The sequence below is a fragment of the Xanthomonas arboricola genome (assembly GCF_002940665.1).
GTDB classification, from domain to species: domain Bacteria; phylum Pseudomonadota; class Gammaproteobacteria; order Xanthomonadales; family Xanthomonadaceae; genus Xanthomonas; species Xanthomonas arboricola_B.
Window position 1 is genome coordinate 260441 of sequence record NZ_MIGY01000001.1, and the last position, 25526, is coordinate 285966.

Consider the following 25526-nt stretch of genomic DNA (forward strand, 5'->3'; position numbering starts at 1 on the left):
GTATCCGGGTGAATTGTTGCCCGAATGGGGCGCCAGCGCCAACGTGGCTGCTAAAATCGCCGCCTTTACAGCCGAGCCCTCCCCGCCCGTGACCAGCCCAACGCCTTCCAATCCCTCGCCCATGACCTACCGTGAGGCAGGCGTCGACATCGATGCCGGCAATGCATTGGTCGAACGCATCAAGCCGCTGGTCAAGCGCAGCTTCCGGCCGGAGGTGATGGGTGGCCTGGGCGGTTTTGGCGCCTTGTTCGACCTGTCCGGCAAGTACAAGGAGCCGGTGCTGGTGTCCGGTACCGACGGCGTCGGCACCAAGCTCAAGCTGGCGCACCAGCTGGGCCGGCACGGCACCATCGGCATCGACCTGGTCGGCATGTGCGTCAACGACGTGCTGGTGCAGGGCGCCGAGCCATTGTTCTTCCTGGATTATTTCGCCACCGGCAAGCTGGACGTGGACACCGCCGCGGCGGTGGTCGGAGGCATCGCGCGCGGCTGCGAGCTGTCCGGCTGCGCCCTGATCGGCGGCGAAACCGCCGAGATGCCCGACATGTATCCGCCGGGCGAGTACGACCTGGCCGGCTTCACCGTCGGCGCGGTGGAAAAATCGCAGCTGCTGGACGGCGCGCAGGTCCGCGCAGGCGACGTGCTGATCGGCATCGCCTCGTCCGGCCCGCATTCCAATGGCTACTCGCTGATCCGCAAGATCTACGAACGTGCCGGCTCACCCGCCGAGCTGGTGCTGGACGACGGCGTCAAGCTGATCGATGCGCTGATGGCGCCGACCGCGCTGTACGTCAAGCCGATCCTGGCGCTGCTCAAGTCGCATCGCGACAGCATCCACGCCATGGCGCACATCACCGGCGGCGGGCTGACCGAAAACATCATCCGGGTGATCCCCGACGGCCTGGGCCTGGACATCGCCGCCAAGGCCTGGACGCTGCCGCCGGTGTTCGCCTGGCTGCAGCGCGAAGGCGTGGTGGCCGATGCCGAAATGTGGCGCACCTTCAACTGCGGCATCGGCTTCGTGCTGATCGCCGCACCCGAGCAGGCTGCCGCGCTGGAACAGGCACTGGATGCGCAGTCGCTGGCGCATTGGCGCATCGGCCAGGTGGTCCCGGCACAGGGCGACGAGCGCGTGCGGATCGGTTGATCGAGGAGAGCTGCATGGACGCTTCCCCACGCGCACTGCCGGCATCGGCCAGCGCTGACGATCTCCAGCATCTGAAACTGCTGTCGGTCTTTCACTATGTGCTGGCCGCCATCACTGCGCTGTTTTCGCTTTTCCCGTTGATCCATCTATTCATGGGCATTGCAATCATCACCGGGCACCTGCTCATGACAAATGCCAATGCGGACGCACCATCGATGGATCCGCGATTGTTCGGCTGGTTCTTCGTGGCGTTCGCGGCTGTGTCCATTGGCTGCGGCCTGACGCTGGCGGCGTTCATGGCCTACGCGGGCCGCTGCATCGCCCAGCGCAGACGGCATCTGCTGTGCCTGATCGTGGCCGGCATTTCCTGCTCCTTCATGCCGTTCGGCACCTTCGTCGGCGTGTTTACGCTGGTGGTGCTGCTGCGCCCGCAGGTCAAGGCCTTGTTCGCTCCGACCGCCACCGCAGCGTGACGCGCACTGCCCCATGACTTCAGCGAACCCGACCCCATGAGCCTGCGTCTGGCCGTCCTGGCCTCCGGCCGTGGCAGCAACCTGCAGGCCATCCTCGATGCCATCGCCAGCGGCCGGCTGCGGGCCAAGGTCGTCGGCGTGTTTTCCGATCGCCCGCAGGCGCCGGCACTGCACAAGGTCGATGCGGCATTGCGCTGGAGCGCCAGCCCGCGCGACTTCGCCGACCGCGCGGCCTTCGACGCTGCGCTGGGCGATGCGATCGCCGCCGCGCAGCCGGACTGGGTGATCTGCGCCGGCTACATGCGCATCCTCGGCGAGCCGCTGGTGCGTCGCTTCGCCGGGCGCATGCTCAACATTCATCCCTCCCTGCTGCCCAAATACCGCGGCCTGCATACCCATGCCCGCGCACTGGAGGCCGGCGATGCCGAACATGGCGCCAGCGTGCATCTGGTGGTGCCGGAACTGGATGCCGGCACGGTGATCGCGCAGGCGCGCGTGCCGGTGCTGCCCGACGACAGCGCCGAGCAACTGGCCGCACGCGTGTTGGCGCGCGAACACCCGCTGCTGCTGGCCACGCTGGACCTGCTCGCCAGCGGGCGTGTGCAGGTGCGTGGCGATGGCGTCCATATCGACGGTCAGTGCCTGTTTACGCCACTGCGACTAGAGTCCGCTGACACCGCATTCGCCTGAATGCGGATACGCCCTCCTCATCCTGTCTCGGACATCCTGGCGGTCCCGTGCCCCGCTCTCAGCGCATGAAATTCCTCCCGATCGCCACCGCGCTGTTGACCACCACCCTGCTCGCCCCGGCCGGCGCCGGCCGTGCGCAACAGGTGCGTGCGGTGCCTGCGCCGGCGGCCCCTGCTCCAGGCGCGGCGCCACCAGCGGCGCCGGCCTCTGCGGCTTCCCTGCCTGGCAGCACCTGGACGCCGCCGCCGCTGCAACCCTTCGTGGCGACGTACCAGGCGTTCTACCGCGGCAAGGAGGCCGGCGATGCCACCATGCAGGTCAGCAACAGTGAAGGCAGCCAGTGGCGTATCGACATGTCGGTGCGTGGCCGCAAGGGTTTTGCCAGCATCCTGGGTTTGAACCTGGAACAGAGCACGGTGTTCCGCGTCGATGGCGACACCTACGTGCCGTTGAGTCAGAGCACCGTGCGCAAGGCGATGTTCTTCGGCAAGAAGGTCACCGGCGTCTACAACTGGCAGACCGCCAGCGCCCAGTGGGACGGCGATCTGAAGAAGGAGCGCCAGCAGCCGATTCCGCTGCAGCGCGGCGATCAGAGCGCGCTGTCGCTGAACCTGTCGCTGATGCGCGATGCACAACCCGGGCGCAGCCTGAGCTATCGCTACGTCGATGTCGGCCGGGTGCGCAAGTACGACTACAAGGCCGCCGATGCCACCGAAGTGGTGCAGGTCGGCGACCTGAGCTACGACGCGTTGCGCGTGTACCGCGTCAACAGCGGCGACAACGAAACCATCCTCTGGATCGCCAACGGAGTTCCTACCCCGGTGCGCATCCTGCAACGTGACAAAGGTGAGGATCAGGTCGATCTACGCCTGGTCGAATATCAAGGAGCCTGACCCATGCACACCGTTTCCCGCACCTGTTCGCTGATCGCCGCTGCCGCACTGGCGGTGGCCAGCCTGCCCGCGTTCGCCCTGCAGCCGTTCCAGGCCGATTATTCGGCCAACTACATGGGCATGCAGGCCAACGGCACCATGACCCTGGCCGCCGCCGGTGCCAATCAGTGGCGCTACACGCTCACCATCCAGAACCAGCTGGCCAACCTGACCCAGAGCACGGTGTTCGAAGAGAGCAGCGGCCAATTGCGCCCGGTCAGCAGCAACGACACCTCGTCGATGATGGTCAAGCGCCGCAACGTCACCGCCAATTACGATTGGAAGACCAGCCAAGCGACCTGGGGCGGCGACATCAAGCCGGACCGCCGTGGCCCGGTGAAATTGCAGCCCGGCGACATGGATGCGCTGCTGATCAACCTGGCGATCACCCGCGACCTGGCCGCCGGCAAGCCGCTGAACTACCGCATGGTTGATGAAGGCCGCATCAAGCCGATGAGCTACAAGGTGGTCGGCAAGGAAACCATCACCGTCAACGGCAAGCAGGAACAGGCGACCAAGGTGTCGCGCGTGGACGGGGACAAGGAATTGATCGCCTGGGTGGTCAAGGACCTGCCGGTGCCGGCGCGCCTGCTGCAGAAGGAAAAAGGCCAGGACGCGCTGGATCTGACCATCAAGGGCCTGCGCTAAGCAAGATGTAACTGACATTTTAAGAGCGCGCCAAGGCGCAAGGCTTTAGGAGCCAGTGGGTCGAGGGCGCGGTGCCCTCACCGCTCGCGGGACACGCCGTGAACCCGTCCCTGGGGCTCGGTGGCGGCATCCATGCCGCCACACGGTCCCGCAATCGGCGAGGACACCGCACCAGAGAGTTAGTCGGTTGTCTTATTGAAAACATGCGCACCGACCATTTCGACGGGTCCTTGCCCGCCCACCGTCGCGGGACCTTACGCGGCATGGATGCCGCGTAAGAGCCTACATGGACGTACTTGCGGCGTGTCCCGCGATGGCGGGCGGGCAAGGACCCTGCAACCAAGCCGCAGATCAGCCACTCTACGACTGATCTATATCCGCACCGACCTATCACTCCTCAGGGCTTGGCCGCCGCCTTGTCGTCCCCGTTGGAAAACACCGTGCGGCAGTCCACGCGGATCTGCTCGCCGTTGCTGCGCCAATAGAACAGATCGCAATGGCGCTTGCCGTCGACGGTCTTCTTGACCGCCACCGCATAGAACGACTGCGCAATCTCGTCGCGGCTGGCGGTGCCGTCGTTGTTCCAGTCCATGTCCTTGAACTCGACGCCCTGGGTGATCGCCATGCCCACCGACCAGGCATACGCCAGCCACGCCAGGATCAGCACGATCACGCCGAGCAGGATCTTGCGCCGGGTGGTGAACCGCCCGCGCAGGATCATGCGATGCGCCGGATGGTCGCACCCAGCGCCCCCAGCTTCTCCTCGATGTTTTCGTAGCCACGGTCCAGGTGGTAGATGCGATCGATGGTGGTGTCGCCGTCGGCCACCAGGCCGGCCAGGATCAGCGACGCCGAGGCGCGCAGGTCGGTCGCCATCACCGGCGCGCCACTGAGGCGCTCGGCGCCGCGCACGATCGCGGCATGGCCCTCGACCTGGATGTCCGCGCCCAGGCGCAGCAGTTCGTTGACGTGCATGAAACGGTTTTCGAAGATGGTCTCGTTGATCACGCCCACGCCATCGGCCACGCAGTTGAGCGCCATGAATTGCGCCTGCATGTCGGTGGGGAACGCCGGGTATGGCGCCGTGGTCAGGTTGACCGCGCGTGGGCGCTTGCCGTGCATGTCCAGCGTGATGCTGTCAGCGGTGGTGGTGATGCTGGCGCCTGCTTCGGTGAGCTTGTCCAGCACCGCGTCCAGGGTGTCCGGACGGGCACGACGCACGGTGACGCTGCCGCCGGTCATCGCCGCAGCGACCAGGAAGGTGCCGGTCTCGATGCGATCCGGCAGCACCGCATGATGCCCGCCGCCCAGGCGCTCGACGCCCTGCACCACGATACGCGGCGTGCCGGCGCCTTCGATCTGCGCACCGAGCGCGATCAGGCAGTCGGCCAGGTCGGTGACTTCCGGCTCCATTGCCGCATTTTCCAGCACGGTGGTGCCTTCGGCGAGCACGGCGGCCATCAGCACGTTCTCGGTACCGGTGACGCTGACCATGTCGAACACGTAGCGGCCGCCCTTCAGGCGCCCGTTGCTGGTGGCCTTGATGTAGCCGTTCTCGACGCTGATCTCCGCACCCAGCGCCTGCAGGCCCTTGATGTGCTGGTCGACCGGGCGCGAGCCGATCGCGCAGCCGCCTGGCAGCGACACCTCGGCGCTGCCGTAGCGCGCCAGCAGCGGGCCGAGCACCAGGATCGAGGCGCGCATGGTCTTGACCAGCTCGTAGGGCGCGACCTGGTGGGTGACCGAGCGCGGGTCGACCAGGATCGAGCGCCCCTTGGCCAGCGTGCCTTCGTCGATGGTGACCTCCGCGCCCAGTTCGCCGAGCAGCTTCACGGTGGTGATCACATCGTGCAGATGCGGCACGTTGCTGATCTCCACCGGCGCATCGGCCAGCAGGGTCGCGCACAGGATCGGCAGCACCGCGTTCTTGGCGCCGGAAATATTGACCTCACCGTGCAGCGCTTGGCCGCCGGTCACTACGATTTTTGCCATGGGAGCTTGGGGAATCCGGTAAAGGGATGTCGGGGGAATGGGAAGCGTCGCCAGGAGTCGGCCGGGCAGCTGGCAGTCGGGGCGCAGGCGCAGCCCGACCGGCCAGGACCCGACTGACGCTCAGCCTTCGTCGGGCGTCAGCGTCTTGAGCTGCAGCGCATGGATCGCCCCGCCCATCAGCTCGCCCAGGGTTGCGTACACCATGCGATGGCGCGCCAGCGGGGCCTTGCCGGCAAATGCGGGGCTGATCACGGTCGCCTCGAAGTGCACGCCGTCGTCGCCGTGCACGTCGACGCGGGCTTCGGGCAAGCCGGATTCGATGAGTTTACGGATGGTTTCGGCGTCCAAAGGGCGTTTCCTCATAAAATGAGCGCACATTCTACTCTTCACCCGAGCCCCCGCATGGCCGTCTCGCACCTGCCCTCCACCACCGTCAGCGACGCCAGCCTGGTCGCCAGCGGCCAGCGCGTGCTGGAGATCGAACGCGAGGCGCTGGCCAGCGTGGGCGCACGGATCGGCAGCGACTTCGCCGCGGCCTGCCGGCTGGTGCTGGCTTCGCGCGGGCGCGTGGTGGCCACCGGCATGGGCAAATCCGGGCATATCGCGCGCAAGATCGCCGCCACCCTGGCCTCCACCGGCACGCCGGCGTTCTTCGTGCATCCGGGCGAAGCCGGGCACGGCGATCTGGGCATGATCACCGAGGCCGACATCGTGCTGGCGCTGTCCTACTCCGGCGAATCGGACGAGGTGCGCATGCTGCTGCCGGTGCTCAAGCGCCAGGGCAACCCGATCATCGCCATGACCGGGCGCCCGAGCTCCTCGCTGGCCCAGGCCGCCGACGTGCATCTGGATGTGAGCGTGTCCACCGAAGCCTGCCCGCTGCATCTGGCGCCCACCTCCAGCACCACTGCCTCGCTGGCGATGGGCGACGCGCTGGCCGTGGCGCTGCTGGACGCGCGCGGCTTCACCGCCGACGACTTTGCGCGCTCGCATCCGGCCGGCAGCCTGGGCCGGCGCCTGCTGCTGCATATCACCGACGTGATGCACAGCGGCGATGACCTGCCGCGCGTGCGCGAGGACGCCAGCCTGAGCGAGGCGCTGATGGAGATGAGCCGCAAGCGGCTGGGCATGACCGCGGTGGTCGATCACGACGGGCACCTGATCGGTCTGTTCACCGACGGCGATTTGCGCCGCGCGCTGGACAGCGACATCGACGTGCGCAGCGCCGGCATTGCCCAGGTGATGACGCACAACCCACGCACCATCGGTGCCGACCAGCTGGCCGCCGAAGCCGCACGGCTGATGGAGGATTACAAGATCAACGGTCTGATCGTGGTCGACGCGCAACAGCGCGCGGTGGGCGCATTGAACATTCACGACCTGTTGCGCGCCAAAGTGGTTTAACAGGTTCAGTTTTCTACCGTTGGAACCCCGTTCTCACCGATTCGTACCGATGCCCTATTCCCCATTGCAGCACCTGCCCGCCGACATCACCGACCGCGCCGCGCGTATCCGCCTGGCCTGTTTCGACGTCGACGGCACCCTGACCGACGGCCGGTTGTATTACGACCATGCCGGCAACGAGAGCAAGTCCTTCAATGTGCTCGACGGCCAGGGGCTCAAGCAGCTCGACCATGCCGGCATCCATGTCGCGCTGATCACCGCGCGCGCCAGCCTGTCGGCGGAAAAGCGCGGCCAGGATCTTGGCCTGCATGTGCAGATCGGGGTCAAGAACAAGCGCCTGGCCGTGCTGGCCCTGTGCCAGGAGCACGGTCTGTCGTTGGACCAGGTGTTGTTCATGGGCGACGACCTGCCCGACCTGCCGGCCCTGTTGGCGGTCGGCCTGCCGGTGGCGCCCGCCGGCGCGCACCCGTTGATCGCCGAGCGCGTGCAGTGGCATACCCGGGCACGTGGGGGCGAAGGTGCCGCGCGCGAGGTCTGCGACGTGGTGCTTGCCGCGCAAGGCCAGATCGAGGGCATCATCGAAAGGTTTTCCGCATGAGCTGGAACTGGCGCAGCACCCTGGGCGTGGCGCTGTTTGCCGCCGCAGTGATTTCCGGCTGGTCGGCCTGGCAGCAGCGCGCGCGCCCGGTTGCCGAGGCGGTGGACGATTCGCGTGCCGACTATGTGCTACGCGACTTCGAACTGATTGCGCTGGACAAGGAAACCGGCAAGGAATCGATGACGCTGCGTGCGCCGGAAATGCATCGCAACCGCGCCGATCGCACCTCCGAGGTCACCACCCCGGTGTTCCTGTTGCCCGACAACGCCAATCAACCCTGGACACTGCGCTCCAAGACCGGCTGGATCAGCCCCAAAGGCGATGAGCTGCGCCTGCGCGGCGATGTCGAGGGCGACAGCCCCACCGGCGGCGCAACCCCACCGACCACGTTCCGCACCCAGAGCCTGGACGTGTTCCCGCAGCAGAATCTCGCCAAGACCGCTGCTCCGGTGAGCATGAGCCGACCGGGTATCATGCAAAGCGGGGTCGGCTTCGAGGCCGATCTCAAATCACGCCAGTACAAGCTCCTTTCCCAGGTCAAGACCCGTTATGAACCGAATGCTGCCCGCTAAACTGGCGTTTGCCGCGCTGCTGCTGCCCGCCCTTGCGTTGGCCAAGACCAGCGATCGCAATCAGCCGATGGCGATCGATTCCAATGCCAACGACTGCAACATGCTCGACGACAGCGGCAAGTGCCGCTTCAGCGGCAATGTGGTGATCACCCAGGGCACGCTGGAAATCCACGCCGACACCGCCGACATCTTCCAGAAGAACGGCCAGACCGACCGCGTCGTGCTGACCGGCAAGCAGGCCACGCTGAAGCAGCAGATGGACGACGGCGCGATGATGAACGGCCAGGCCGACAACATCGAGTACCAGGTCGCCAACGAAGTCATCGTGCTGACCGGCAACTACAAGGTCGACTCGCCCAAGGGCACCAATGCAGGTCAGCGCATGGTCTACAACACCAAGACCGGCAACATGCAGAGCGGCGGCGACGGCAGCCGCGTGCGCACCATCATCCAGCCCAAGACCGCGGCGCCGGCAGCAGCAACGCCTGCGGCAACGCCGGCCGCCAAACCCGCTGCCAAGCCGCAGGGGAAGAAGTAATGCTGGTCGCCACCGGTCTGCGCAAGAAATACAAGCAGCGCGAAGTGGTCAAGGAATTCGGCCTTACGCTCGAGGCCGGCGAAGTGGTCGGCCTGCTCGGCCCCAACGGTGCCGGCAAGACCACCTGCTTCTACATGATCGTCGGTCTGGTCGAGGCCGATGCCGGGCGTATCGAGCTGGATGGCCGCGATCTCACCGCCGAGCCGATGTACGCACGCGCCAAGCTCGGTGTCGGCTACCTGCCGCAGGAGCCGTCGATCTTCCGCAAGCTCACCGTGGCCGACAACATCCGCCTGGTGCTGGAGCTGCGCGAGGAACTGGATGGCGACGGCCGCGAGAAGGAACTGGTCTCGCTGCTGGAAGAACTGCAGATCACCCACGTGGCCGACCAGCTCGGCGCCAGCCTGTCCGGCGGCGAGCGGCGGCGTTGCGAGATCGCGCGCGCGCTGGCGGCCAAGCCGCGCATGATGCTGCTCGACGAACCCTTCGCCGGCGTCGATCCGATTTCGGTCGGCGAGATCCAGCGCATCATCATTCACCTCAAGGAACGCGGCATCGGCGTGCTGATCACCGATCACAACGTGCGCGAAACCTTGGGAATCTGCGACCGCGCGTATATTCTCGCCGAGGGGGGCGTGCTGGCGCAGGGGGCACCAGATGCGCTGCTAGCCAATCCCGACGTCCGTCGCGTGTATCTGGGGGAAACTTTCCGCCTTTGAGCGCGTCGCCGCGCCATCGATTCTTCCAGTCAGTGCCCGCATGAAAGCCCGGCTCCAGACATCGCTAGGACAGCAGTTGGTCATGACGCCTCAGTTGCGTCAGGCGATCAAGCTATTGCAGATGTCCACCACCGAGCTGGAACTGGAAATCGCCGAAGCGGTGGAGACCAATCCGCTGCTGGAGTGGGCCGACGAGGCCGCGCATGCGGCCAACGAGCTGCCAGTGGAGTTGTCGTCGTCGGCTTCCACCGACAACACCCCGCGCGAAGAACCGGCGCCGGCAGAGCGCGACGACGACTGGTCGCAGGACGAGTTGCAGTGGACCGGGTCGGGCAGCGGCGGCAGCTTCGACGACGACGAGTCCGGCGATGCCGCCGAGCGCGTGGCCGAATCCGAGACGCTGGCCGACCATCTGTTGTGGCAGCTGCACCTGTCGCCGCTGTCGCCGCGCGACCGCCAGATCGGCGCGCTGCTGATCGATGCGCTGGACGAAGACGGCTACCTGCGCGAGCCGCTGTCGGCCATTCTGGAAACGCTGGCGCTCGGTGCGGCGGTGGACGAGGCCGAAGTGTTCACCGTGCTGCACCAGATCCAGCGTTTCGACCCGGTCGGCGTGGGTGCACGCAATCTTGGCGAATGCCTGGCACTGCAGCTGGCCGTGCTCGATCCGGCCACGCCGGGGCGAGAATTGGCGCTGCAGATCGTGGCCGGCCCGCTGGAGCGCCTGCCACGCAGCGGCGTGGCCGGTCTGGCGCACGAACTCAAGCGCTCCACCGCCGATGTCGACCAGGCGGTCCAGCTGGTGCGCTCGCTGGACCCGCGCCCGGGCAAGCAGATCGGCGGCCTCACCCAGGACACCTACGTGGTGCCGGACTGCGTGATCTGGCGCCAGCGCGGCGTGTGGCGGGCCTCGCTGGCCGGCCGCGCCCAGCCCAAGGTCACCATCCACCGCGGCTACGAGAATCTGATCCGCAGTTGCGGCGAGTCCGACGCCGGCTATCTGCGCGGCCAGCTGCAGGAGGCGCGCTGGCTGCTCAAGAGCCTGGAGGCGCGCGGCGAAACCCTGCTGCGGGTGGTGCGCTGCCTGCTGCAGCACCAGGCCGGATTCCTGGAGTTCGGCGCGCAGGCGCTGCGGCCGCTGACCCTGCGCGAGATCGCCGGCGAGCTCGGCCTGCACGAATCGACCATTTCCCGCGCGATCGCCCGCAAATACGTGCGTACCCCGCGCGGCACCATCGCGCTACGCTCGTTCTTCGCCTCCGGCATCGACACCGACAGCGGTGGCGAGGCCTCCAGCACCGCCATTCAGGCCATGATCCGGCGCCTGATCGAGGCGGAAAACCCACGTAAACCGCTATCCGACGCCAAGTTGGCCGATCTGTTGAAAACGTCCGGCGTACCAGTGGCGCGGCGTACCGTTGCGAAGTATCGTGAGGCCATGAACATTTCCGCCTCCCACGAACGCGTCCGTATCGCCTGACGTTGCACCCACTGCAACGCCGGCCTGCGCCGGGTGAGTCGGATCACCGGAAAGGTTCATTGGCCCACCGACCAATGGAGGTATCCGATGCGTATCGAGACGTATGGCCACCAGCTTGAAGTGACCCCCGCGCTGCGGGAGTACGTGGCAAGCAAGCTGCAGCGACTGCAGCGCCATTTCGACCAGCACTGCGAAGTCCGGACCCAGCTGGCCGTTCGCAAGCCAGACCATCACGTGGTCGCCACCGTCAACCTTCCCGGTCGCACCCTGCACGCAGATGCCAGCGGCGCCACCATGTATGCCGCCATCGACCTGCTGGTCGACAAGCTCGACCGCCTGGTGCTCAAGCACAAGGAAAAGAAATGTAACCACCATGCACGCGAGGTGCGCGACAATCCCGCATGACGCTTCCCGCTTGATGCCCTCATGCCTTTAACCGATCTGATGGCGGCCGTGCGCACCGTGGTGTCGCCGGCCGCCGATCGCGACACCGTCCTGCATGCCGCCGCCGACTTGCTGTCCTGCCGTCAGGCCGGCGCCGACGAGCTGTATGCCAACCTGTGCGAACGCGAGGCCCTGGGCAGCACCGCCATCGGCCACGGCATCGCCATCCCGCATGGGCGTTGCCCCAATCTCACCGAACCCCGTGGCGCATTGCTGCGGCTGGACACCCCGGTGGCCTTCGGTGGCGATGAGCCGGTGGACCTGATCTTCGCGATGGCGGTGCCTGCGCACTACACCCACCAGCATCTGATGCTGTTGTCGGAACTGGCCGAGCGGTTTTCCGATGCGGACTTCCGTCAGCAGTTGCGCGCCGCCCCCAATGCGGACGCCTTGATGGCGCTGCTCACCGACGCACCGCCAGCACAGGCCAGCGCCGCATGAATACCAGCATCACCGCACGCGAACTGTTTGACCAGCAGCGCGACAAGCTGGCATTGCGCTGGGTGGCCGGCCACAAAGGCGAGCATCGCGAGATCGAGGCCGGCAGCAACATTGCGCGCCGCCCGTCGCTGGCCGGCTATCTCAACGTGATCTACCCCAACAAGGTGCAGATCCTGGGCACAGAGGAGCTGGCCTGGCTGGACTCGCTGGATGCGCGGCAACGCTGGGAAACCATCGAGAAGATCATCCAGGTGCAGCCGTTGGCGCTGGCGATCAGCAAGAACCAGTCCTGCCCGGAAGACCTGCGCGCGGCCGCCGACGAATCCAACACGCCGCTGTGGATCTCGCCCAAGCGCGGCCACGAGCTGCTCAATCACCTCTCCTATCACCTGGCACGCACGCTGGCGCCACGGGTCACCCTGCACGGCGTGTTCATGGAGATCTATTCGATCGGCGTGCTGATCACCGGCGAGGCCGGCTCGGGCAAGAGCGAGCTGGCGCTGGAGCTGCTCAGCCGCGGTCATCGGCTGGTGGCCGACGACGCGCCCGAGTTCACCCAGATCGCCCCCGACGTGCTCGACGGCACCTGCCCGGAATTGCTGCAGGACCTGCTGGAAGTACGCGGCCTGGGCGTGTTGAACGTGCGCGACATGTTCGGCGACACCGCGGTGAAGAAGAACAAGTACCTGCGCCTGATCGTGCACCTGACCCGCCCGATGACCGAGCCCACCCCGTCCGGCTACGAACGCCTGACCGGCGATTCCGGCAGCCGGCATGTGCTGGATCTGGACGTGCCGCTGATCACCCTGCCGGTGATGCCCGGCCGCAACCTGGCGGTGCTGACCGAGGCCGCCACGCGCCTGCATATCCTGCGCACCAAGGGCATCGACCCGGCGGCGATGTTCATCGCCCGCCACAGCAACCTGCTGGAGCGACGCACGCCATGAGTGCCGCGCCCTCCACGTTGATGATCGTGAGCGGGCTGTCCGGCTCGGGCAAATCGGTCGCGTTGAAGACCTTCGAGGATCTGGACTACTACTGTTCGGACAACCTGCCGGTGGAGCTGCTGCCGGATTTCGTGCGCAGCCGCCTGCGTGGCAACCCGCTCGGCGATCAGCGCCTGGCGGTGGGCATCGATGTGCGCAGCCGCAGCGATCTGACCCAGCTGGCGCAGTGGCGCCAGGCTGCGCAGGAATACGGGATCGAGGCGCGACTGCTGTTTTTCGAAGCCAGCGACGAGGCGCTGATCAAGCGCTACGCCGATACCCGCCGCCGCCATCCGCTCAGCCATCTGGGTCTGGCGTTGCCGGAAGCGATCACCCGCGAACGGCAGCTGACCGAGCCGCTGCGTACGCAGGCCGATGCCATCATCGACACCAGTACGCTCAACGTGCACCAGCTGCGTCGCCGCGTGGTCACCGAGTTTGCGCTCGGCACCAGCGACCGGCTGTCGCTGCTGTTCGAATCGTTCGCCTACAAACGGGGCGTGCCGGCCGAAGCCGACTTCGTGTTCGATGCGCGCGTCCTGCCCAATCCGCATTGGGACCCGGAACTGCGCCCGCTGACCGGCCGCGATGCCGGCGTGCGCGACTATCTGGACGAGCAACCGGATGTGGTGCGCTACAGCGCGCAGATCGTGGACCTGCTCGATACCTGGCTACCGCGGCTGCGCAACGATACCCGCAGCTACGTGACCATCGCCTTCGGCTGCACCGGCGGCAAGCACCGCTCGGTGTATCTAGCCGAACGCATGGCGCGGCATGCGCGCGAACAGGGCTGGCCGGAGGTGGCGACGTTTCATCGCGAGCAGGATTGAGGGGCTGTGATTGGGGAATCGGGATTCGGGAATCAGGAATCGTCAAAGCGGTGTAACGCGGCGTGGAATGTGCGAACGACCACCACATCCGTGCGTCGAAGCATTGTCGCGTGAGTTCTGGCTCTGGCGTCGGGTCCCTGCCCCGGGTTTGCTGTCGATGCTTTGGTGTTGATGGCCGTTTGGAAGCTACGGGCCACCTTTTGTCGCTGCTGCTTCCCTTGTCTTGCCGCGGGCGCAGATCGATCGGGCAGGCGCAGGCATTGGGCCTGCAAGAAAAAAACTTTTTTGATCGGTGCATTTCGTCGGCGCGTTCTGGTCGCGCGCTGCAGCGTTCGCTTGTGATGCGGTTCGCATCGGGAGACTGCGCACGTCACGATCACCGCCACGCCGGCAGCAACGCGCTTGCTGCGTGCATTGCACGCGACACACCGCAGCGGTCTTAAACGGCTATTCATTTCGCAACACATCGGTGCCGGCAAACGCTATCGCGCGGTCATGCCGACCTGTTAACGTTTCGGCATGGCCTGTGGCATTCTCCTCATTACTCATCCCGGCATCGGCGCGGCGTTGTTGCACGTGGCGACGGGGCTGTTGCGGCAGTTGCCGCTGAAGACCGAAGCGTTCGATGTGCCGCTCGATGCAGACCTGGACGCATTGCTGCCCCAGGCTTCGTCGGCGATGCGACGGGTCGACAGCGGCGACGGCGTGCTGGTCATGACCGACCTGTACGGCGCCAGCCCCAGCAATCTCGCCAGCCGGTTGGCAAAGCTCGGCACGCCGGTCCGCCGGGTGTCCGCACTCAGCCTGCCGATGCTGTTGCGGGTGATGAACTACCCCGAACAAGGATTGCAGGAGCTACCCGCCACCGCGGCGGCAGGCACCCGCAACGGAGCGATCATCGACGATGCTTGAACGCGAACTCATAGTTTCCAATCGACTCGGACTGCATGCGCGGGCAACCGCCAAGCTGGTGCAGACGCTGTCGTCCTATCGCAGCAACGCCACCCTGGCGGCCAAGGGCCGCGAGGTGAATGCCAAGAGCATCATGGGCGTGATGCTGCTGGCCGCCGGCCAGGGCACCAGCGTGGTGGTGCGGCTGGATGGCGAGGACGAGGCGCAGGCCCTGCAGGCGCTGGTGGATCTGTTCGAGCGTCGTTTCGACGAGGACAGCTGAGCATGTGCTGCGTCGGTGCGGGGCTGACCGACAGGGCGCGGCCGCGCCCGGGCCGCGCATGAGCATGCGTTTGCGTGGACACGCCGCCTCGCGCGGCAACGCGCTCGGACGCGCGCGCGTGCGCCAGAGCCACACGCTGGAAGTGGCCGAACAGCGCGTGCCCGCCAGCCAGGTGGAAACGCAGCTGCAGCGTCTGCATGTGGCAATCGAGGCGGCACGCACCGAGATGCAGCAGCTGCGCGATCGCCTGCATGGTGCGCTTGCGCGCGAGGTCGGCGAATTCCTCGAACTGCATGCGCTGCTGCTCGACGACCCGGAGCTGTTGCAAGGCCTGGACGAGTTGATCCGTACCCACCGTTACAGCGCCGACTACGCCCTGCGCGTGCAGCGCGACCGGCTGGCGGCGGTGTTCGACGGCATGGAGGACGCCTACCTCAAGAGCCGCATGGACGACCTGGATCACGTCATCGGTCGCATCCATGCGTTCTTGCACAAGCGCGCGCCCGACCTCAAGGGCGTGGCCGGAGAAATCCTGGTCTGCGACAACGTGGCACCGTCGGAGCTGGCGCAACTGCAGGCGCAAGGGGTGGTCGGCATCGTCACCACTGCCGGCAGCGCGCTGTCGCATAGCGCGATCCTGGCGCGCAGCCTGCACCTGCCGTTGGTGGTGGGTGTGAGCGATGCGGTACAGCGGATCGACGATGGCGATGTGTTGATCGTCGATGCCGGTTCCGGCCAGGTGATCGTCGATCCCAAGCCCGAGCATCTGCGCGACTACCGCGAGCGCCTGCGCGCGCTGGCCAAGGAACAGCGCGAACTCGGCCGGCTGCGCTCCAAACCCACGCGCACGCGCGACAACGTCGATATCACGTTGCTGGCCAATGCCGAATCGCTGGAGGACGTGGCGAAGGCGCACGCGCTCGGTGCCAGCGGCCTTGGCTTGTACCGCACCGAATTCCTGTTCCTGCAGCGCAACGAGCTGCCGGGCGAGGAGGAACAGTTCCACACTTATCGCGACACCGTACTGGGCATGAGCGGCCGCCCGGTCACTATCCGCACCCTGGATCTGGGCGCCGACAAGGCCGACCGCACCGGTCTGACACTGAGCGATGAGGACAATCCGGCGCTGGGTCTGCGTGGCGTGCGGTTGTCGCTGGCCCGCCCTGCGGTGGCGCAGGCGCAGTTGCGCGCGATCCTGCGCGCCTCCGGCTACGGGCCGGTGCGCATCCTGGTGCCGATGGTCAGCGGCCGCGAGGAAGTCCAGCTGCTGCGCCGGCAGATCAAGAAACTGGCCGCGCAATTGCGCGAGCAAGGCCACGAGATCGCAGAGCACATTCCGCTCGGCGCGATGATCGAAGTGCCGGCTGCGGCCCTGGCGCTGGACTGCTTTATCGACGACATCGATTTCCTGTCGATCGGCACCAACGATCTGGTGCAGTACCTGCTGGCGGTGGATCGCAATAACGAGGCATTGGGCGAGTTGTATTCGCCGTTGCATCCTGCGGTGCTGCGCCTGATCGCACAGGTGATCGCCACCGGGCGCGCGTATGCCAAGCCGGTGGCGGTGTGCGGCGAGATCGCGGGCGACCCGCGCTTCGTGCCGATGTTGCTGGCCTTGGGGCTCACCGAGTTCAGCCTGCATCCGGCCACGTTGCTGGAAGTGCGCCGTGCGGTGCGCGACATCCACCTGGGCGAGTTGCGCGTGCAGGGCGACAAGCTGCTGCGCGCGCGCGACCGCAAGGGCATCGAGAAGTGGCTGGCCACTGTCGCGCAGGGCCTGGCGCGCTGAGCGATCGCGTCATCGCGCGGGCGATGTTCGAGCGCGTTGCGAGCGGCACTGTAGGTTTCGTCACCATGCGCAAGCGATAATGCCGTGCTGATTCAGCAGCGCGTCTTCCATCGGGACGTGTCCACTCTTCCAGGGAGCCGCGCATGGCCGAAGCCGTCCGCCACGACAAGACCGCGCGCCAGCTGCGATTGCTGTCCGATGCGCTCGACAGCGGACGCCTGGGCCCGGTACGACGGCTGGTCAATACGCTGGCGCCGGCGGAGATCGGCAACCTGCTGGAATCGCTGCCGCCCGGCAAGCGCGAGGTGGTGTGGGGGCTGGTCGACCCGGAAGACGACGGCGAAGTGCTGCTGCATGTCGGCGATGAAGTGCGCGAAAGCCTGCTGGCCGACATGGACACCGACGAGATCGTCGCAGCGGTCGAAGACCTCGACATCGACGATCTGGCCAATCTGGTCGAAGACCTGCCCGACACCGTCATCGACGAAGTGCTCAAGTCGATGGACCGCGAGAACCGCGAGCGGCTCGAGCAGGTGCTGTCGTATCCGGAAGACACTGCCGGCCGCCTGATGAATCCGGACGTGGTGACGGTGCGCGCCGACGTCAATGTCGATGTGGTGCTGCGCTATCTGCGCCTGCGCGGCGAACTGCCCGACCACACCGACCACCTGTACGTGGTGAGCCGGCGCCATCAGTACCTGGGCCGGGTGTCGCTGGCCGCGCTGGTCACCCATGAAGACAGCACGCCGGTCAATCGCCTGATCGACGACGAACAACCGGCGATCGATGTCGGCGATGGCTCCGACGAGGTCGCGCGGCGCTTCTCGGACCACGACTGGATCTCCGCCCCGGTGGTGGACGACAACAACATCCTGCTCGGCCGCATCACCATCGACGACGTGGTCGACATCATCCGCGAACAGGCCGAACACCAGGCCATGAGCGCGGCCGGTCTGGACGAGGACGAGGACATGTTCAGCCCGGCGCGGCGCGCCTTCCGCCGCCGCCTGATCTGGCTGGGCATCAACCTGTGCACCGCGTTCCTTGCCTCCAGCGTGGTCAGCCGGTTCGAAGGCACGATCGAGAAGCTGGTGGCGCTGGCGGCGCTGATGCCGATCGTCGCCGGCATGGGCGGCAATGCCGGCACCCAGGTGCTGGCCCTGATGGTGCGCGGCCTGGCGCTGGGCCAGATCGGCTCTTCCAACGTGATGACCCTGCTCAAGAAGGAGCTCACCGTTGCGCTGATCAACGGCCTGGTGCTGGGCGTGGGCCTGGGGCTGATCGTGCTGGCCTGGTTCCAGCAGCCGATGCTGTCGCTGGTGATCGGCACCGCGCTGACCTTGAACATGCTCACCGCCGCATTCGGCGGGGTACTGGTCCCGGTGACGCTGAAACGGCTGGGCTTCGACCCGGCGTTGGCCGGTGGCGTGATCCTGACCACGCTGACCGACGTGATGGGCTTCCTGAGCTTCCTCGGCCTGGCGACGCTGATCCTGTTGCCGTAGTCGTGGTCTGTAGCCATTGCGCCGAACTTTCGTGCCGCGCACACCGCGGCGGCAAGCAAATGAATATTCCGCAGAAAATCGCCGCAGCGCGACATGCCAGCACACCTGCATGCGGTGATACTGCGGGTCTGTCATCGGTCAGGAGGTATGCGTGATCCGTCGTTGTCTTGTTCTTGCGATTCTTGCGCTGGTGCTGGCCGGCTGTTCCAGCATGGCTGAGCGCCACCACGACGGACGCCGCGGCCATTTCGTCACCCGCACGCTGCAGCTGGAGGGGCGGCTCTACCGCTATCAGGTATTCGTGCCGACCTCCAGGGCGCCGCAACCGCGCCCCATCGTGCTGTTCCTGCATGGCTCGGGCGAACGCGGCGACAACGGACGCGATCAGGCCGAAGTGGGCGTTGGCCCTTACCTGAGCGAACACACTGCCGCATTCCCTGCCCTGGTGGTGCTGCCGCAGGTGCCCGACGACGAGGAGTGGCTGGGCATCAACGCACGCATGGCCATCGCCGCATTGGACGCGGCCAGTGCCGAATTCGATGCCGACCCGCAGCGTACCTACCTCACCGGCATCTCGATGGGCGGCTATGGCGCGTGGGAAATCGGGCTGATGCAGCCGCAGCGCTTCGCCGCGATCGTGCCGATCTGCGGTGCACTCAAGGCCCCGCGCGATGAACGTCGCACGCTCTACGTCAGCCTGGTGGCCAACGAGGCCGACCCGTATACCGCTGCGGTCACCCGGCTCAGGCATGTGCCGATCTGGATGTTCCACGGGGCCAAGGACGACTCGGTGCCGCCGCACGACGACCGTGCGCTGTACCGCGCCGCAAAAGGCGTCGGCGCCAATGTGCGCTACAGCGAATATCCGGACGGCAACCACAACGCCTGGGACGCGACCTACGCAGACCCGGCGATGTGGGAGTGGATGTTCAGGCAGCGCCTGCACTGAGCGGGGGCCCATTGCGCGGATGCGGTCTGCGCCCGCTCAGTGGTGATAGCCGGTATCGGCGGTGATCTTGCCGCGGAACACGCGATACGACCATACCGTGTAGCCCAGGATCAGCGGCAGCAGCACCACCAGGCCGATCAGTGCGAACAACTGCGACGACGGCGGCGCGGCGGCCTGCCAGACGGTGTAGACCGGCGGCACCAGATACGGCCACATGCCCAGCACCAGGCCGAGAAAACCGAGCACGAACAGGCCCATCGCCAACAGGAACGGCGGCGTATCCGGCCGCCCCGCTTCGGTGCAACGCCAGAGCGCGAACCCGACGATGGCGACCAGCACCGGCACCGGCATCAGCCACAGGTAATGCGCACCGCTGAACCAGCGGTCCATCACATGCGATTGCAGCGACGGCAACCACGCGCTGACCAGGCCGATGAAGATCAACACGCTGATGGTCAGCGGCCGGCTCAACTGCCGCGCGAGCTGTTGCACATGGCCTTCGGTCTTGAGGATCAGCCAGGTGCTGCCGAGCAAGGCGTAGCCGAACACCAGCGACGCGCCGGTCAGCATCGCGAAAGGACTGAACCAGCCCCAGATGCCGCCGACATAGCGGTCGTTTTCGATCGGCAGGCCCTGCACCAGCGCGCCGAGGATCACGCCCTGCGCAAACGTGGCCAGGATCGAGCCGGCAGCGAAGGCATTGCTCCACAGCCGCCGCGAGCGATGCGCCTTGAAACGGAACTCGAACGCCACCCCGCGGAACACCAGCGCCATCACCATCAACAACACCGGCAGATACAGCGCCGACAGGATCACCGCATACGCCTTGGGAAACGCCGCCAGCAGCCCTGCCCCGCCCAGCACCAGCCAGGTCTCGTTACCGTCCCAGATCGGGGCGGCGGTGTTCATCATCAGATCCAGCTGCGCTTCGTCCTTGCGGAACGGCGCCAGGATGCCGATGCCGAGCACGAAGCCGTCCAGCACCACGTACATCAGCACCCCGAAGCCGATCACCGCGAACCACGCCACCGGCAATACGCTGCTCATGTCCATCATGCGGCTCCGTCGATCGGTTCATCGGCCGCCGACAGCGGCCGTGCCGGGGTGTGTTCGCCGTGGTCCAGCTGCGGCGCGTCATGCGGGGTCGGGCCGATCTTGCCGATCTTGACCAGGTACCAGATGCCCCAGCCGAACACGAACGCATAGCCGGCCACGTACACCGCCAGCGAGATTGCGGTCATCAGCGTCGATTGCGGGCCGACGGCGTCGGCGGTGCGCAACAGCCCGTAGACCACATACGGTTGCCGCCCCATCTCGGTGACGAACCAGCCCGAGACCAGCGCGATGAAGCCGCTCGGCAACATCCAGCGCCAAGTCGCCAGCAACCAGCGCCACTGCAGCAACTTGCCGCGCCACCAGGCGAACGCCGAGACCCAGGCCACCAGCAGCATCAACGAGCCCAGCCCGGCCATGATGCGGAAGGCGAAGAACACCGGCGTCACCGGCGGGCGATCGGCCGCCGGCACCGAGGTCAGCGGCGCAATGCTGCCTTCCAGACGGTGGGTCAGGATCAGGCTGCCCAGGCGCGGGATCGCCACCTCGTAATCGTTGCGCTCGGCCTGCGCATTGGGCAGGGCGAACAGCACCAGCGGAAACCCCTGGCCCTGGCCTTCGTCATGCCAGTGCGCTTCCATCGCCGCGATCTTCATCGGCTGGTGCTTGAGCGTGTTCAAGCCATGCATGTCGCCAACGAAGATCTGCAGCGGCACGGTGATCGCCGCGAACGCCACCGCCAGCTTGAGCATGCGCAGCCCGGCCTCGCGGTGCACGCCGCGATGCAGATACCACGCCCCCACCGCACCGACCACAAAACAGGTGGTGATGAACGAGCCCAACGCCATGTGCGCAAGCCGGTACGGGAACGAGGGGTTGAAGATGATCGTCAGCCACGCCACCGGATGCACGATGCCGTCGACCACTTCATAGCCGGCCGGAGTCTGCAGCCAGCTGTTGGACGACAGGATCCAGAACGTGGAAAACAGCGTGCCCAGCGCCACCATGCAGGTCGCCAGGAAATGCAGGCGCTCGGAAATGCGCCCCCAGCCGAACATCATCACGCCCAGGAAACCGGCTTCGAGGAAGAACGCGGTCAGCACTTCGTAGCTCAGCAACGGGCCGATCACGCTGCCGGCGATCCGGCTCAACTCCGGCCAGTTGGCCCCGAACTGGAAGGCCATCACGATGCCGCTGACCACGCCCATGCCGAACGACACGGCGAAGATCTTCTGCCAGAAGAAATACAGCTCGCGCCACACCGGCAGCCGGGTGCGCAGCCAGCGCCATTCGAGAAATGCCAGCAGGCTGGACAGCCCGATGGTGAATGCGGGAAACAGCACGTGGAATGCGATGACGAATCCGAACTGGATCCGCGATAACAGCAAGGCATCCATGGAGAATCCTCCAGGAAATAGGTCAGCATCAGCGCACGGAGTCCAGGTCGATTGCCAAGACGACAGGCCAGTCGATCGCGACGTCTGCACGAAAGGATCATCATAACGACGGTCGTGCGCGTTCCCGATGCGACACGGCGTCGCATCTGCGGCAAATGGCCGCGCTTGTGCAGCCAGGCGCGGCCAACGAAACGTAGCCAGCGGTCGTCAGGCAGATGCGGACGGCGCGCTCAGAACCGGAGCGCACGAGCGGTTCGTGCCCATTCCGAGCAGCGACCGTGCCGGCCTGACGGCAGCGCAGTGGTTCTGCTGGTTGCAGCGCGCGATGCTGCACCCGGTGTGCAATGCAGCGCGCATTCCTTGCACCCAGATGTGTTGCGCGCACACCGGTCACCGCGATGCACCCGGCTCTAGCGAGTGCACGCCGGCACGCGATGGAAGGTCCACCGCCCCACCCCAAACCGACCCAGGCCGCCGGGAAGCGCTATCTCCCAGGCCCGCAGCAAATGGCTGCTTACGCATCCCCGATGCCTCGCGCGGACCCGCCGGCACCATGTTCGGCTTGCCATCGGCCAGATGGCAATGTTGCAGACACATGGATCAGCAGATCCGGCGACCCGCCCGCCTGATGGCAAGGAAAACACCGCAAGACTGCTTGCGTGTTCTGGCTCCGGCGGTGTGCAGGAACTCACTGCAGGCTTGTCCTCGCTGCCGGACGGTCACGCACTCAGTCACGTGAACCCGCACGTTTAGGTCCGACCACGGGCGCGTCGTGCCACTCCGCTGACCATTGCAATGAAGGCGGTCAAGCCGACCATCGACAGGAACTGCGCACGGGTGTCCACCGACGATGCCAACAGCACGAAGATCACCGCCAGGATCGCCAAGGCCAGCAAGGTCAGAAACGGGTAACCCCGCATGCGGAACGGCAACGCGATGCCGGCGCGGTCGGCGCGTGCGCGCAGGATCAGCTGCGACAGCAGCGAGATCGCCCACACCAGCAGACAGGTGGCGCCGACGATGTTGAGCAGCATCGGCAGCACCTTGTTGGGATACAGCAGTTCCAGTGCTGCCGCGGCAAAACCGAACAGCACGCTGGCGATCACCGCCGCCAGCGGCACCTGCTCGCCGCTGGTCCTGCCGAGCAACCGCGGCGCTTCGCCGCGCTGGGCCAGCGAGAAGATCATCCGCGAGGCGCCATACAGATTGGCGTTGAGTGCCGACAGCAAGGCCACCACGGCGACCAGTGTGATGGCGGTGGCCGCGCCGGGAATGCGCGCCACCTCCAGCACGGCAGCGAACGGCGAGCTGAGCGCCGTGCTGGTCCACGGCACCACTGCCACGATCACGCTGATCGAGCCGATGTAGAACACCAGGATGCGCCAGGCCACGGTGCGAATCGTGCGTGCCAGACTGCGGCCCGGGTCGGCGGTTTCCGCAGCGGCCACTGCCACGATTTCGGTGCCGCCGAAGGCGAACACCACCACCAGCAACGCCGATCCGATGCCGGCCAGCCCCTTGGGCGCGAATCCGCCGTTGCGGGTGAAGTTGGACAGCCCCGGCGACACCACGCCGGGCAGCCACCCGGCCAGCAGGGCCACGCCGATGAGCAGGAACACCACGATCGCAACGATCTTGAGGATGGCGAACCAGAATTCGAACTCGCCAAAATTGCGCACGCCGAGCAGATTGATCGCGGTGAAGGTGGCCATGAACACCACCGCCAGCAACGGCACCGACAACGCCGGCCATACCGAAGCGAGCAGGCCGGCCGCGCCGACCGCTTCGGCCGCGATCACCACCACGATCTGCAGCCACCACAACCAGCCCACCGTCGCCCCGGCGGTCGGCCCCATCGCGTCGGCTGCGTACACCGAAAACGCACCGCTGGCCGGCTTGGAAGCGGCCATTTCGCCCAGCGCGTTCATCACGATGATCACCAGCGCCCCGGCGATCAGGTACGACACCAGCACGGCCGGCCCCGCCGCGTGGATCCCCACGCCCGAGCCAAGAAACAGCCCGGCGCCGATCGCCGTGCCCAGGCCCATCATCATCAATTGCCGCGGTTTCAGCGCATGGCGCAATGCGGGCGCGGCGGACGGAGCGTGCTCAGCAACGGGATCGGTCGGAAGCGGCATGGACGGGCTTGGATGGATGGAATCGCAACACGATACCGCGTCGCGTCGCCCGCCGCGCCTCTTGACGCAGACCAGGAAGCGAGGGTGGATCAGCCCGGGCGGGCTCTTGCCCGTCTCCACCGCCGGCAGCTTCACCGCCACGTACGCAGCAACCGGTGACCACGTGCCCGGCTTCAAACCACCGGTGCACGAACCAGCTGCACACCACAGACAAGAATCCCCGGACAGGCCGGGGATCCACGTGACCGCGCCCCGTCGCCGTTTACTCGGCCAGGTTGGTGGCTGCGCCGGCGGTGGCGATCACCTTGGCCTTGACCTGTGCGGCCGGAGTGATGCTGTAGGTGTAGCCCAGCGGTTCGGGGAACACCTTGCTGGTGATCCAGTTGGTGGCGTTGGCGTAGGGCTTGCTGCCATCCGGGGTGCCCCAGGTGATGCCGCTGCCGACGTAGTTGTTGATCAGGTCCCAGTAGCCGATCTCGCTGCTGTCGCGCGAGGTCACCGGGTTCTTGATGTTCTCGAAGTAGTTGGACTCGATCTTGGCCACCCCGCCCATGCGCACGTTGATGCCCGAGGTGGTGACGTTGTTGAAGTAGTTGTTGTAGATGTGGCTCAGCCCAAAACGTTGCAACGGCACGCGCGATTCGACGTTCTCGAAGCGGTTGTGGTGATAGGTGGTGCGAGCGGCCGAATTCTTGGTGTCGCTGTCGCTGAATCCGTTGAGCGCGACCTTCTGATAGTTGTAGACGTAGTTGTAGGACACGGTGACGTGATGGGTGCCCTTCTTCATGTCGATGCCGCCATCGAAGGACGCATCGCCGGCACCGGAGCACTTGGTCAACGAGGCGAACACGGTGTTGTGGTCGACCCAGATCCTGGACGGCGAACCGCTGGAAGTGCCTTCCAGGGAAATCGAATCGGCATCTTCGCCGCCCTGCAGCAGGCCGATGGTCATGTTCTGGATGATGACGTTGCTGGAGTTGCCCACCACCCACAGCCCGAAGTTGGCCGACGAGCCGTTGGCACCCTTGATGGTGATGTCGCTCTTGTTCTTGATCTGCACGGTCTTGGCCGGCAATTTCCACTGTGCGCAGACGTCCTTGATGGTGCTGAAATCGAACTTGCCGGTGTAGTTGAGCACCAACCCGCCGCTGCCGGAATAACTGTCGATCGCGGCCTGCATCGCCGCGAAGGTAGCCACAGTCACCGGTGTCTTGTTGCCGCCGCCGGTGGTGCCGGCACCGTATCCGACCGGGCCGGCGATGGCGCCCGCAGTGCAGGCAGACAGTGCAAGCGCAAGTGTGCCCTGGAGTGTCTTGATCATCATGCAGCCTCTCCCAAAGAAGTGAACGAGCGATGCATGCTGTCTGCGCCGGAGCGACGACAACAGCAAAGCGATGCGTGGGGGCCGCATTTTTTGCGCGATTTAAGACATAAAACAATTATCCATCACTGAAACTTTGACGCACCACGGTGTTCTTCTTGCAGGACATGCGAAAGAGACAGCGGGAGACACCCGGGACAGGACACTGCTGCGCCGCGCGCAATGTACATTTTGTATGCACATGTGTTTTCTATCCATGCAAACGCCGGCCGATGCTGCGTTTGCGCACGCGCGCTTTCGACTGCC

The 25526-nt window shown here is 66.0% G+C and carries 27 protein-coding genes and 1 other RNA gene; 20 read left to right on the forward strand and 8 right to left on the reverse strand.

Going from position 1 to position 25526, the window contains the following annotated elements; genetic code table 11:
- Positions 1 to 13: 13 nt before the first annotated feature.
- The 5 genes from purM (at position 14) to XarjCFBP7645_RS01280 (ending at position 3890) form a co-directional block, all read left to right on the forward strand.
- Entirely contained in the window at positions 14 to 1147 is a 1134-nt protein-coding gene (gene purM, locus XarjCFBP7645_RS01260) for a phosphoribosylformylglycinamidine cyclo-ligase (RefSeq protein ID WP_181126095.1), read from the forward strand.
- A 14-nt stretch (positions 1148 to 1161) separates the two neighbouring features.
- Positions 1162 to 1620, forward strand: coding sequence for a hypothetical protein (locus tag XarjCFBP7645_RS01265; protein WP_104535945.1), 459 nt, complete (start codon positions 1162 to 1164; stop codon positions 1618 to 1620).
- Between the two features lie 36 nt (positions 1621 to 1656).
- Complete coding sequence (gene purN, locus XarjCFBP7645_RS01270) at positions 1657 to 2310, forward strand: phosphoribosylglycinamide formyltransferase (protein WP_104535946.1); 654 nt, start codon at positions 1657 to 1659, stop codon at positions 2308 to 2310.
- Positions 2311 to 2375: 65 nt separating this feature from the next.
- Positions 2376 to 3203: a DUF3108 domain-containing protein gene (locus XarjCFBP7645_RS01275; protein ID WP_104535947.1), complete on the forward strand. Its 828-nt coding sequence runs from the start codon at positions 2376 to 2378 to the stop codon at positions 3201 to 3203.
- A 3-nt stretch (positions 3204 to 3206) separates the two neighbouring features.
- Positions 3207 to 3890, forward strand: coding sequence for a DUF3108 domain-containing protein (locus tag XarjCFBP7645_RS01280; protein ID WP_104535948.1), 684 nt, complete (start codon positions 3207 to 3209; stop codon positions 3888 to 3890).
- 397 nt (positions 3891 to 4287) lie between these two features.
- On the opposite strand, the gene XarjCFBP7645_RS01285 is transcribed toward XarjCFBP7645_RS01280, so the two are convergent.
- From XarjCFBP7645_RS01285 to XarjCFBP7645_RS01295, 3 genes are all read right to left on the reverse strand, one after another.
- A complete protein-coding gene (locus XarjCFBP7645_RS01285; RefSeq protein ID WP_104535949.1) occupies positions 4288 to 4611 on the reverse strand; it encodes a hypothetical protein in 324 nt (107 codons plus the stop codon).
- Entirely contained in the window at positions 4608 to 5882 is a 1275-nt protein-coding gene (murA, locus tag XarjCFBP7645_RS01290) for a UDP-N-acetylglucosamine 1-carboxyvinyltransferase (protein WP_104535950.1), read from the reverse strand. The genes XarjCFBP7645_RS01285 and murA overlap by 4 nt, the downstream gene beginning before the upstream one ends.
- Before the next feature lie 120 nt (positions 5883 to 6002).
- Positions 6003 to 6230, reverse strand: a complete 228-nt coding sequence (locus XarjCFBP7645_RS01295; RefSeq protein WP_016905061.1) for a BolA family protein — start codon at positions 6228 to 6230, stop codon at positions 6003 to 6005.
- 54 nt (positions 6231 to 6284) lie between these two features.
- Between XarjCFBP7645_RS01295 and XarjCFBP7645_RS01300 the strand changes: the two genes are divergently transcribed.
- From XarjCFBP7645_RS01300 to XarjCFBP7645_RS01370, 15 genes are all read left to right on the forward strand, one after another.
- Positions 6285 to 7286 (forward strand): KpsF/GutQ family sugar-phosphate isomerase, encoded by a 1002-nt coding sequence (locus XarjCFBP7645_RS01300; protein WP_104535951.1) that lies wholly within the window; start codon positions 6285 to 6287, stop codon positions 7284 to 7286.
- A gap of 49 nt (positions 7287 to 7335) precedes the next feature.
- A complete protein-coding gene (locus XarjCFBP7645_RS01305) occupies positions 7336 to 7884 on the forward strand; it encodes a KdsC family phosphatase (protein WP_104535952.1) in 549 nt (182 codons plus the stop codon).
- Complete coding sequence (lptC, locus tag XarjCFBP7645_RS01310; protein ID WP_047126938.1) at positions 7881 to 8456, forward strand: LPS export ABC transporter periplasmic protein LptC; 576 nt, start codon at positions 7881 to 7883, stop codon at positions 8454 to 8456. The genes XarjCFBP7645_RS01305 and lptC overlap by 4 nt, the downstream gene beginning before the upstream one ends.
- Positions 8434 to 8994, forward strand: a complete 561-nt coding sequence (lptA, locus tag XarjCFBP7645_RS01315) for a lipopolysaccharide transport periplasmic protein LptA (RefSeq protein ID WP_104535953.1) — start codon at positions 8434 to 8436, stop codon at positions 8992 to 8994. Before lptC ends, lptA begins: the two co-directional genes overlap by 23 nt.
- Complete coding sequence (lptB, locus tag XarjCFBP7645_RS01320) at positions 8994 to 9713, forward strand: LPS export ABC transporter ATP-binding protein (RefSeq protein ID WP_047126940.1); 720 nt, start codon at positions 8994 to 8996, stop codon at positions 9711 to 9713. The genes lptA and lptB overlap by 1 nt, the downstream gene beginning before the upstream one ends.
- An 82-nt stretch (positions 9714 to 9795) precedes the next feature.
- Positions 9796 to 11193 (forward strand): RNA polymerase factor sigma-54, encoded by a 1398-nt coding sequence (locus tag XarjCFBP7645_RS01325; RefSeq protein ID WP_429001448.1) that lies wholly within the window; start codon positions 9796 to 9798, stop codon positions 11191 to 11193.
- An 87-nt stretch (positions 11194 to 11280) separates the two neighbouring features.
- Positions 11281 to 11598, forward strand: a complete 318-nt coding sequence (gene hpf, locus XarjCFBP7645_RS01330; RefSeq protein ID WP_047126942.1) for a ribosome hibernation-promoting factor, HPF/YfiA family — start codon at positions 11281 to 11283, stop codon at positions 11596 to 11598.
- Positions 11599 to 11619: 21 nt separating this feature from the next.
- Positions 11620 to 12078, forward strand: a complete 459-nt coding sequence (locus XarjCFBP7645_RS01335; protein WP_026064839.1) for a PTS sugar transporter subunit IIA — start codon at positions 11620 to 11622, stop codon at positions 12076 to 12078.
- A complete protein-coding gene (gene hprK, locus XarjCFBP7645_RS01340; RefSeq protein ID WP_104535955.1) occupies positions 12075 to 13025 on the forward strand; it encodes an HPr(Ser) kinase/phosphatase in 951 nt (316 codons plus the stop codon). Before XarjCFBP7645_RS01335 ends, hprK begins: the two co-directional genes overlap by 4 nt.
- Positions 13022 to 13894, forward strand: coding sequence for an RNase adapter RapZ (gene rapZ / locus XarjCFBP7645_RS01345; RefSeq protein ID WP_181126097.1), 873 nt, complete (start codon positions 13022 to 13024; stop codon positions 13892 to 13894). The genes hprK and rapZ overlap by 4 nt, the downstream gene beginning before the upstream one ends.
- Positions 13895 to 14413: 519 nt before the next feature.
- Complete coding sequence (locus tag XarjCFBP7645_RS01350; protein WP_104535956.1) at positions 14414 to 14806, forward strand: PTS sugar transporter subunit IIA; 393 nt, start codon at positions 14414 to 14416, stop codon at positions 14804 to 14806.
- Positions 14799 to 15068: an HPr family phosphocarrier protein gene (locus XarjCFBP7645_RS01355; RefSeq protein WP_016904613.1), complete on the forward strand. Its 270-nt coding sequence runs from the start codon at positions 14799 to 14801 to the stop codon at positions 15066 to 15068. The genes XarjCFBP7645_RS01350 and XarjCFBP7645_RS01355 overlap by 8 nt, the downstream gene beginning before the upstream one ends.
- Before the next feature lie 58 nt (positions 15069 to 15126).
- A complete protein-coding gene (gene ptsP, locus XarjCFBP7645_RS01360) occupies positions 15127 to 16857 on the forward strand; it encodes a phosphoenolpyruvate--protein phosphotransferase (protein ID WP_104535957.1) in 1731 nt (576 codons plus the stop codon).
- A 143-nt stretch (positions 16858 to 17000) separates the two neighbouring features.
- Entirely contained in the window at positions 17001 to 18362 is a 1362-nt protein-coding gene (gene mgtE, locus XarjCFBP7645_RS01365) for a magnesium transporter (RefSeq protein ID WP_016904202.1), read from the forward strand.
- Positions 18363 to 18573: 211 nt separating this feature from the next.
- Complete coding sequence (locus XarjCFBP7645_RS01370) at positions 18574 to 19311, forward strand: prolyl oligopeptidase family serine peptidase (RefSeq protein ID WP_258079513.1); 738 nt, start codon at positions 18574 to 18576, stop codon at positions 19309 to 19311.
- 36 nt (positions 19312 to 19347) lie between these two features.
- On the opposite strand, the gene cydB is transcribed toward XarjCFBP7645_RS01370, so the two are convergent.
- The 5 genes from cydB to XarjCFBP7645_RS01395 all read right to left on the reverse strand — a co-directional run bounded on the left by cydB (position 19348) and on the right by XarjCFBP7645_RS01395 (position 25223).
- Entirely contained in the window at positions 19348 to 20364 is a 1017-nt protein-coding gene (cydB, locus tag XarjCFBP7645_RS01375; RefSeq protein WP_104536704.1) for a cytochrome d ubiquinol oxidase subunit II, read from the reverse strand.
- On the reverse strand, positions 20364 to 21761 hold the full coding sequence (locus XarjCFBP7645_RS01380; RefSeq protein ID WP_104535958.1) for a cytochrome ubiquinol oxidase subunit I: 1398 nt from the start codon (positions 21759 to 21761) through the stop codon (positions 20364 to 20366). Before XarjCFBP7645_RS01380 ends, cydB begins: the two co-directional genes overlap by 1 nt.
- A gap of 181 nt (positions 21762 to 21942) precedes the next feature.
- Positions 21943 to 22019: non-coding RNA, sX9 sRNA (locus tag XarjCFBP7645_RS01385), on the reverse strand.
- Positions 22020 to 22510: 491 nt separating this feature from the next.
- Complete coding sequence (locus tag XarjCFBP7645_RS01390; protein ID WP_104535959.1) at positions 22511 to 23899, reverse strand: amino acid permease; 1389 nt, start codon at positions 23897 to 23899, stop codon at positions 22511 to 22513.
- A 262-nt stretch (positions 23900 to 24161) separates the two neighbouring features.
- The gene (locus tag XarjCFBP7645_RS01395; RefSeq protein ID WP_104535960.1) at positions 24162 to 25223 is read right to left on the reverse strand and encodes a pectate lyase family protein; all 1062 of its coding nucleotides are present in this window, start codon (positions 25221 to 25223) and stop codon (positions 24162 to 24164) included.
- Between the last annotated feature and the right edge of the window lie 303 nt (positions 25224 to 25526).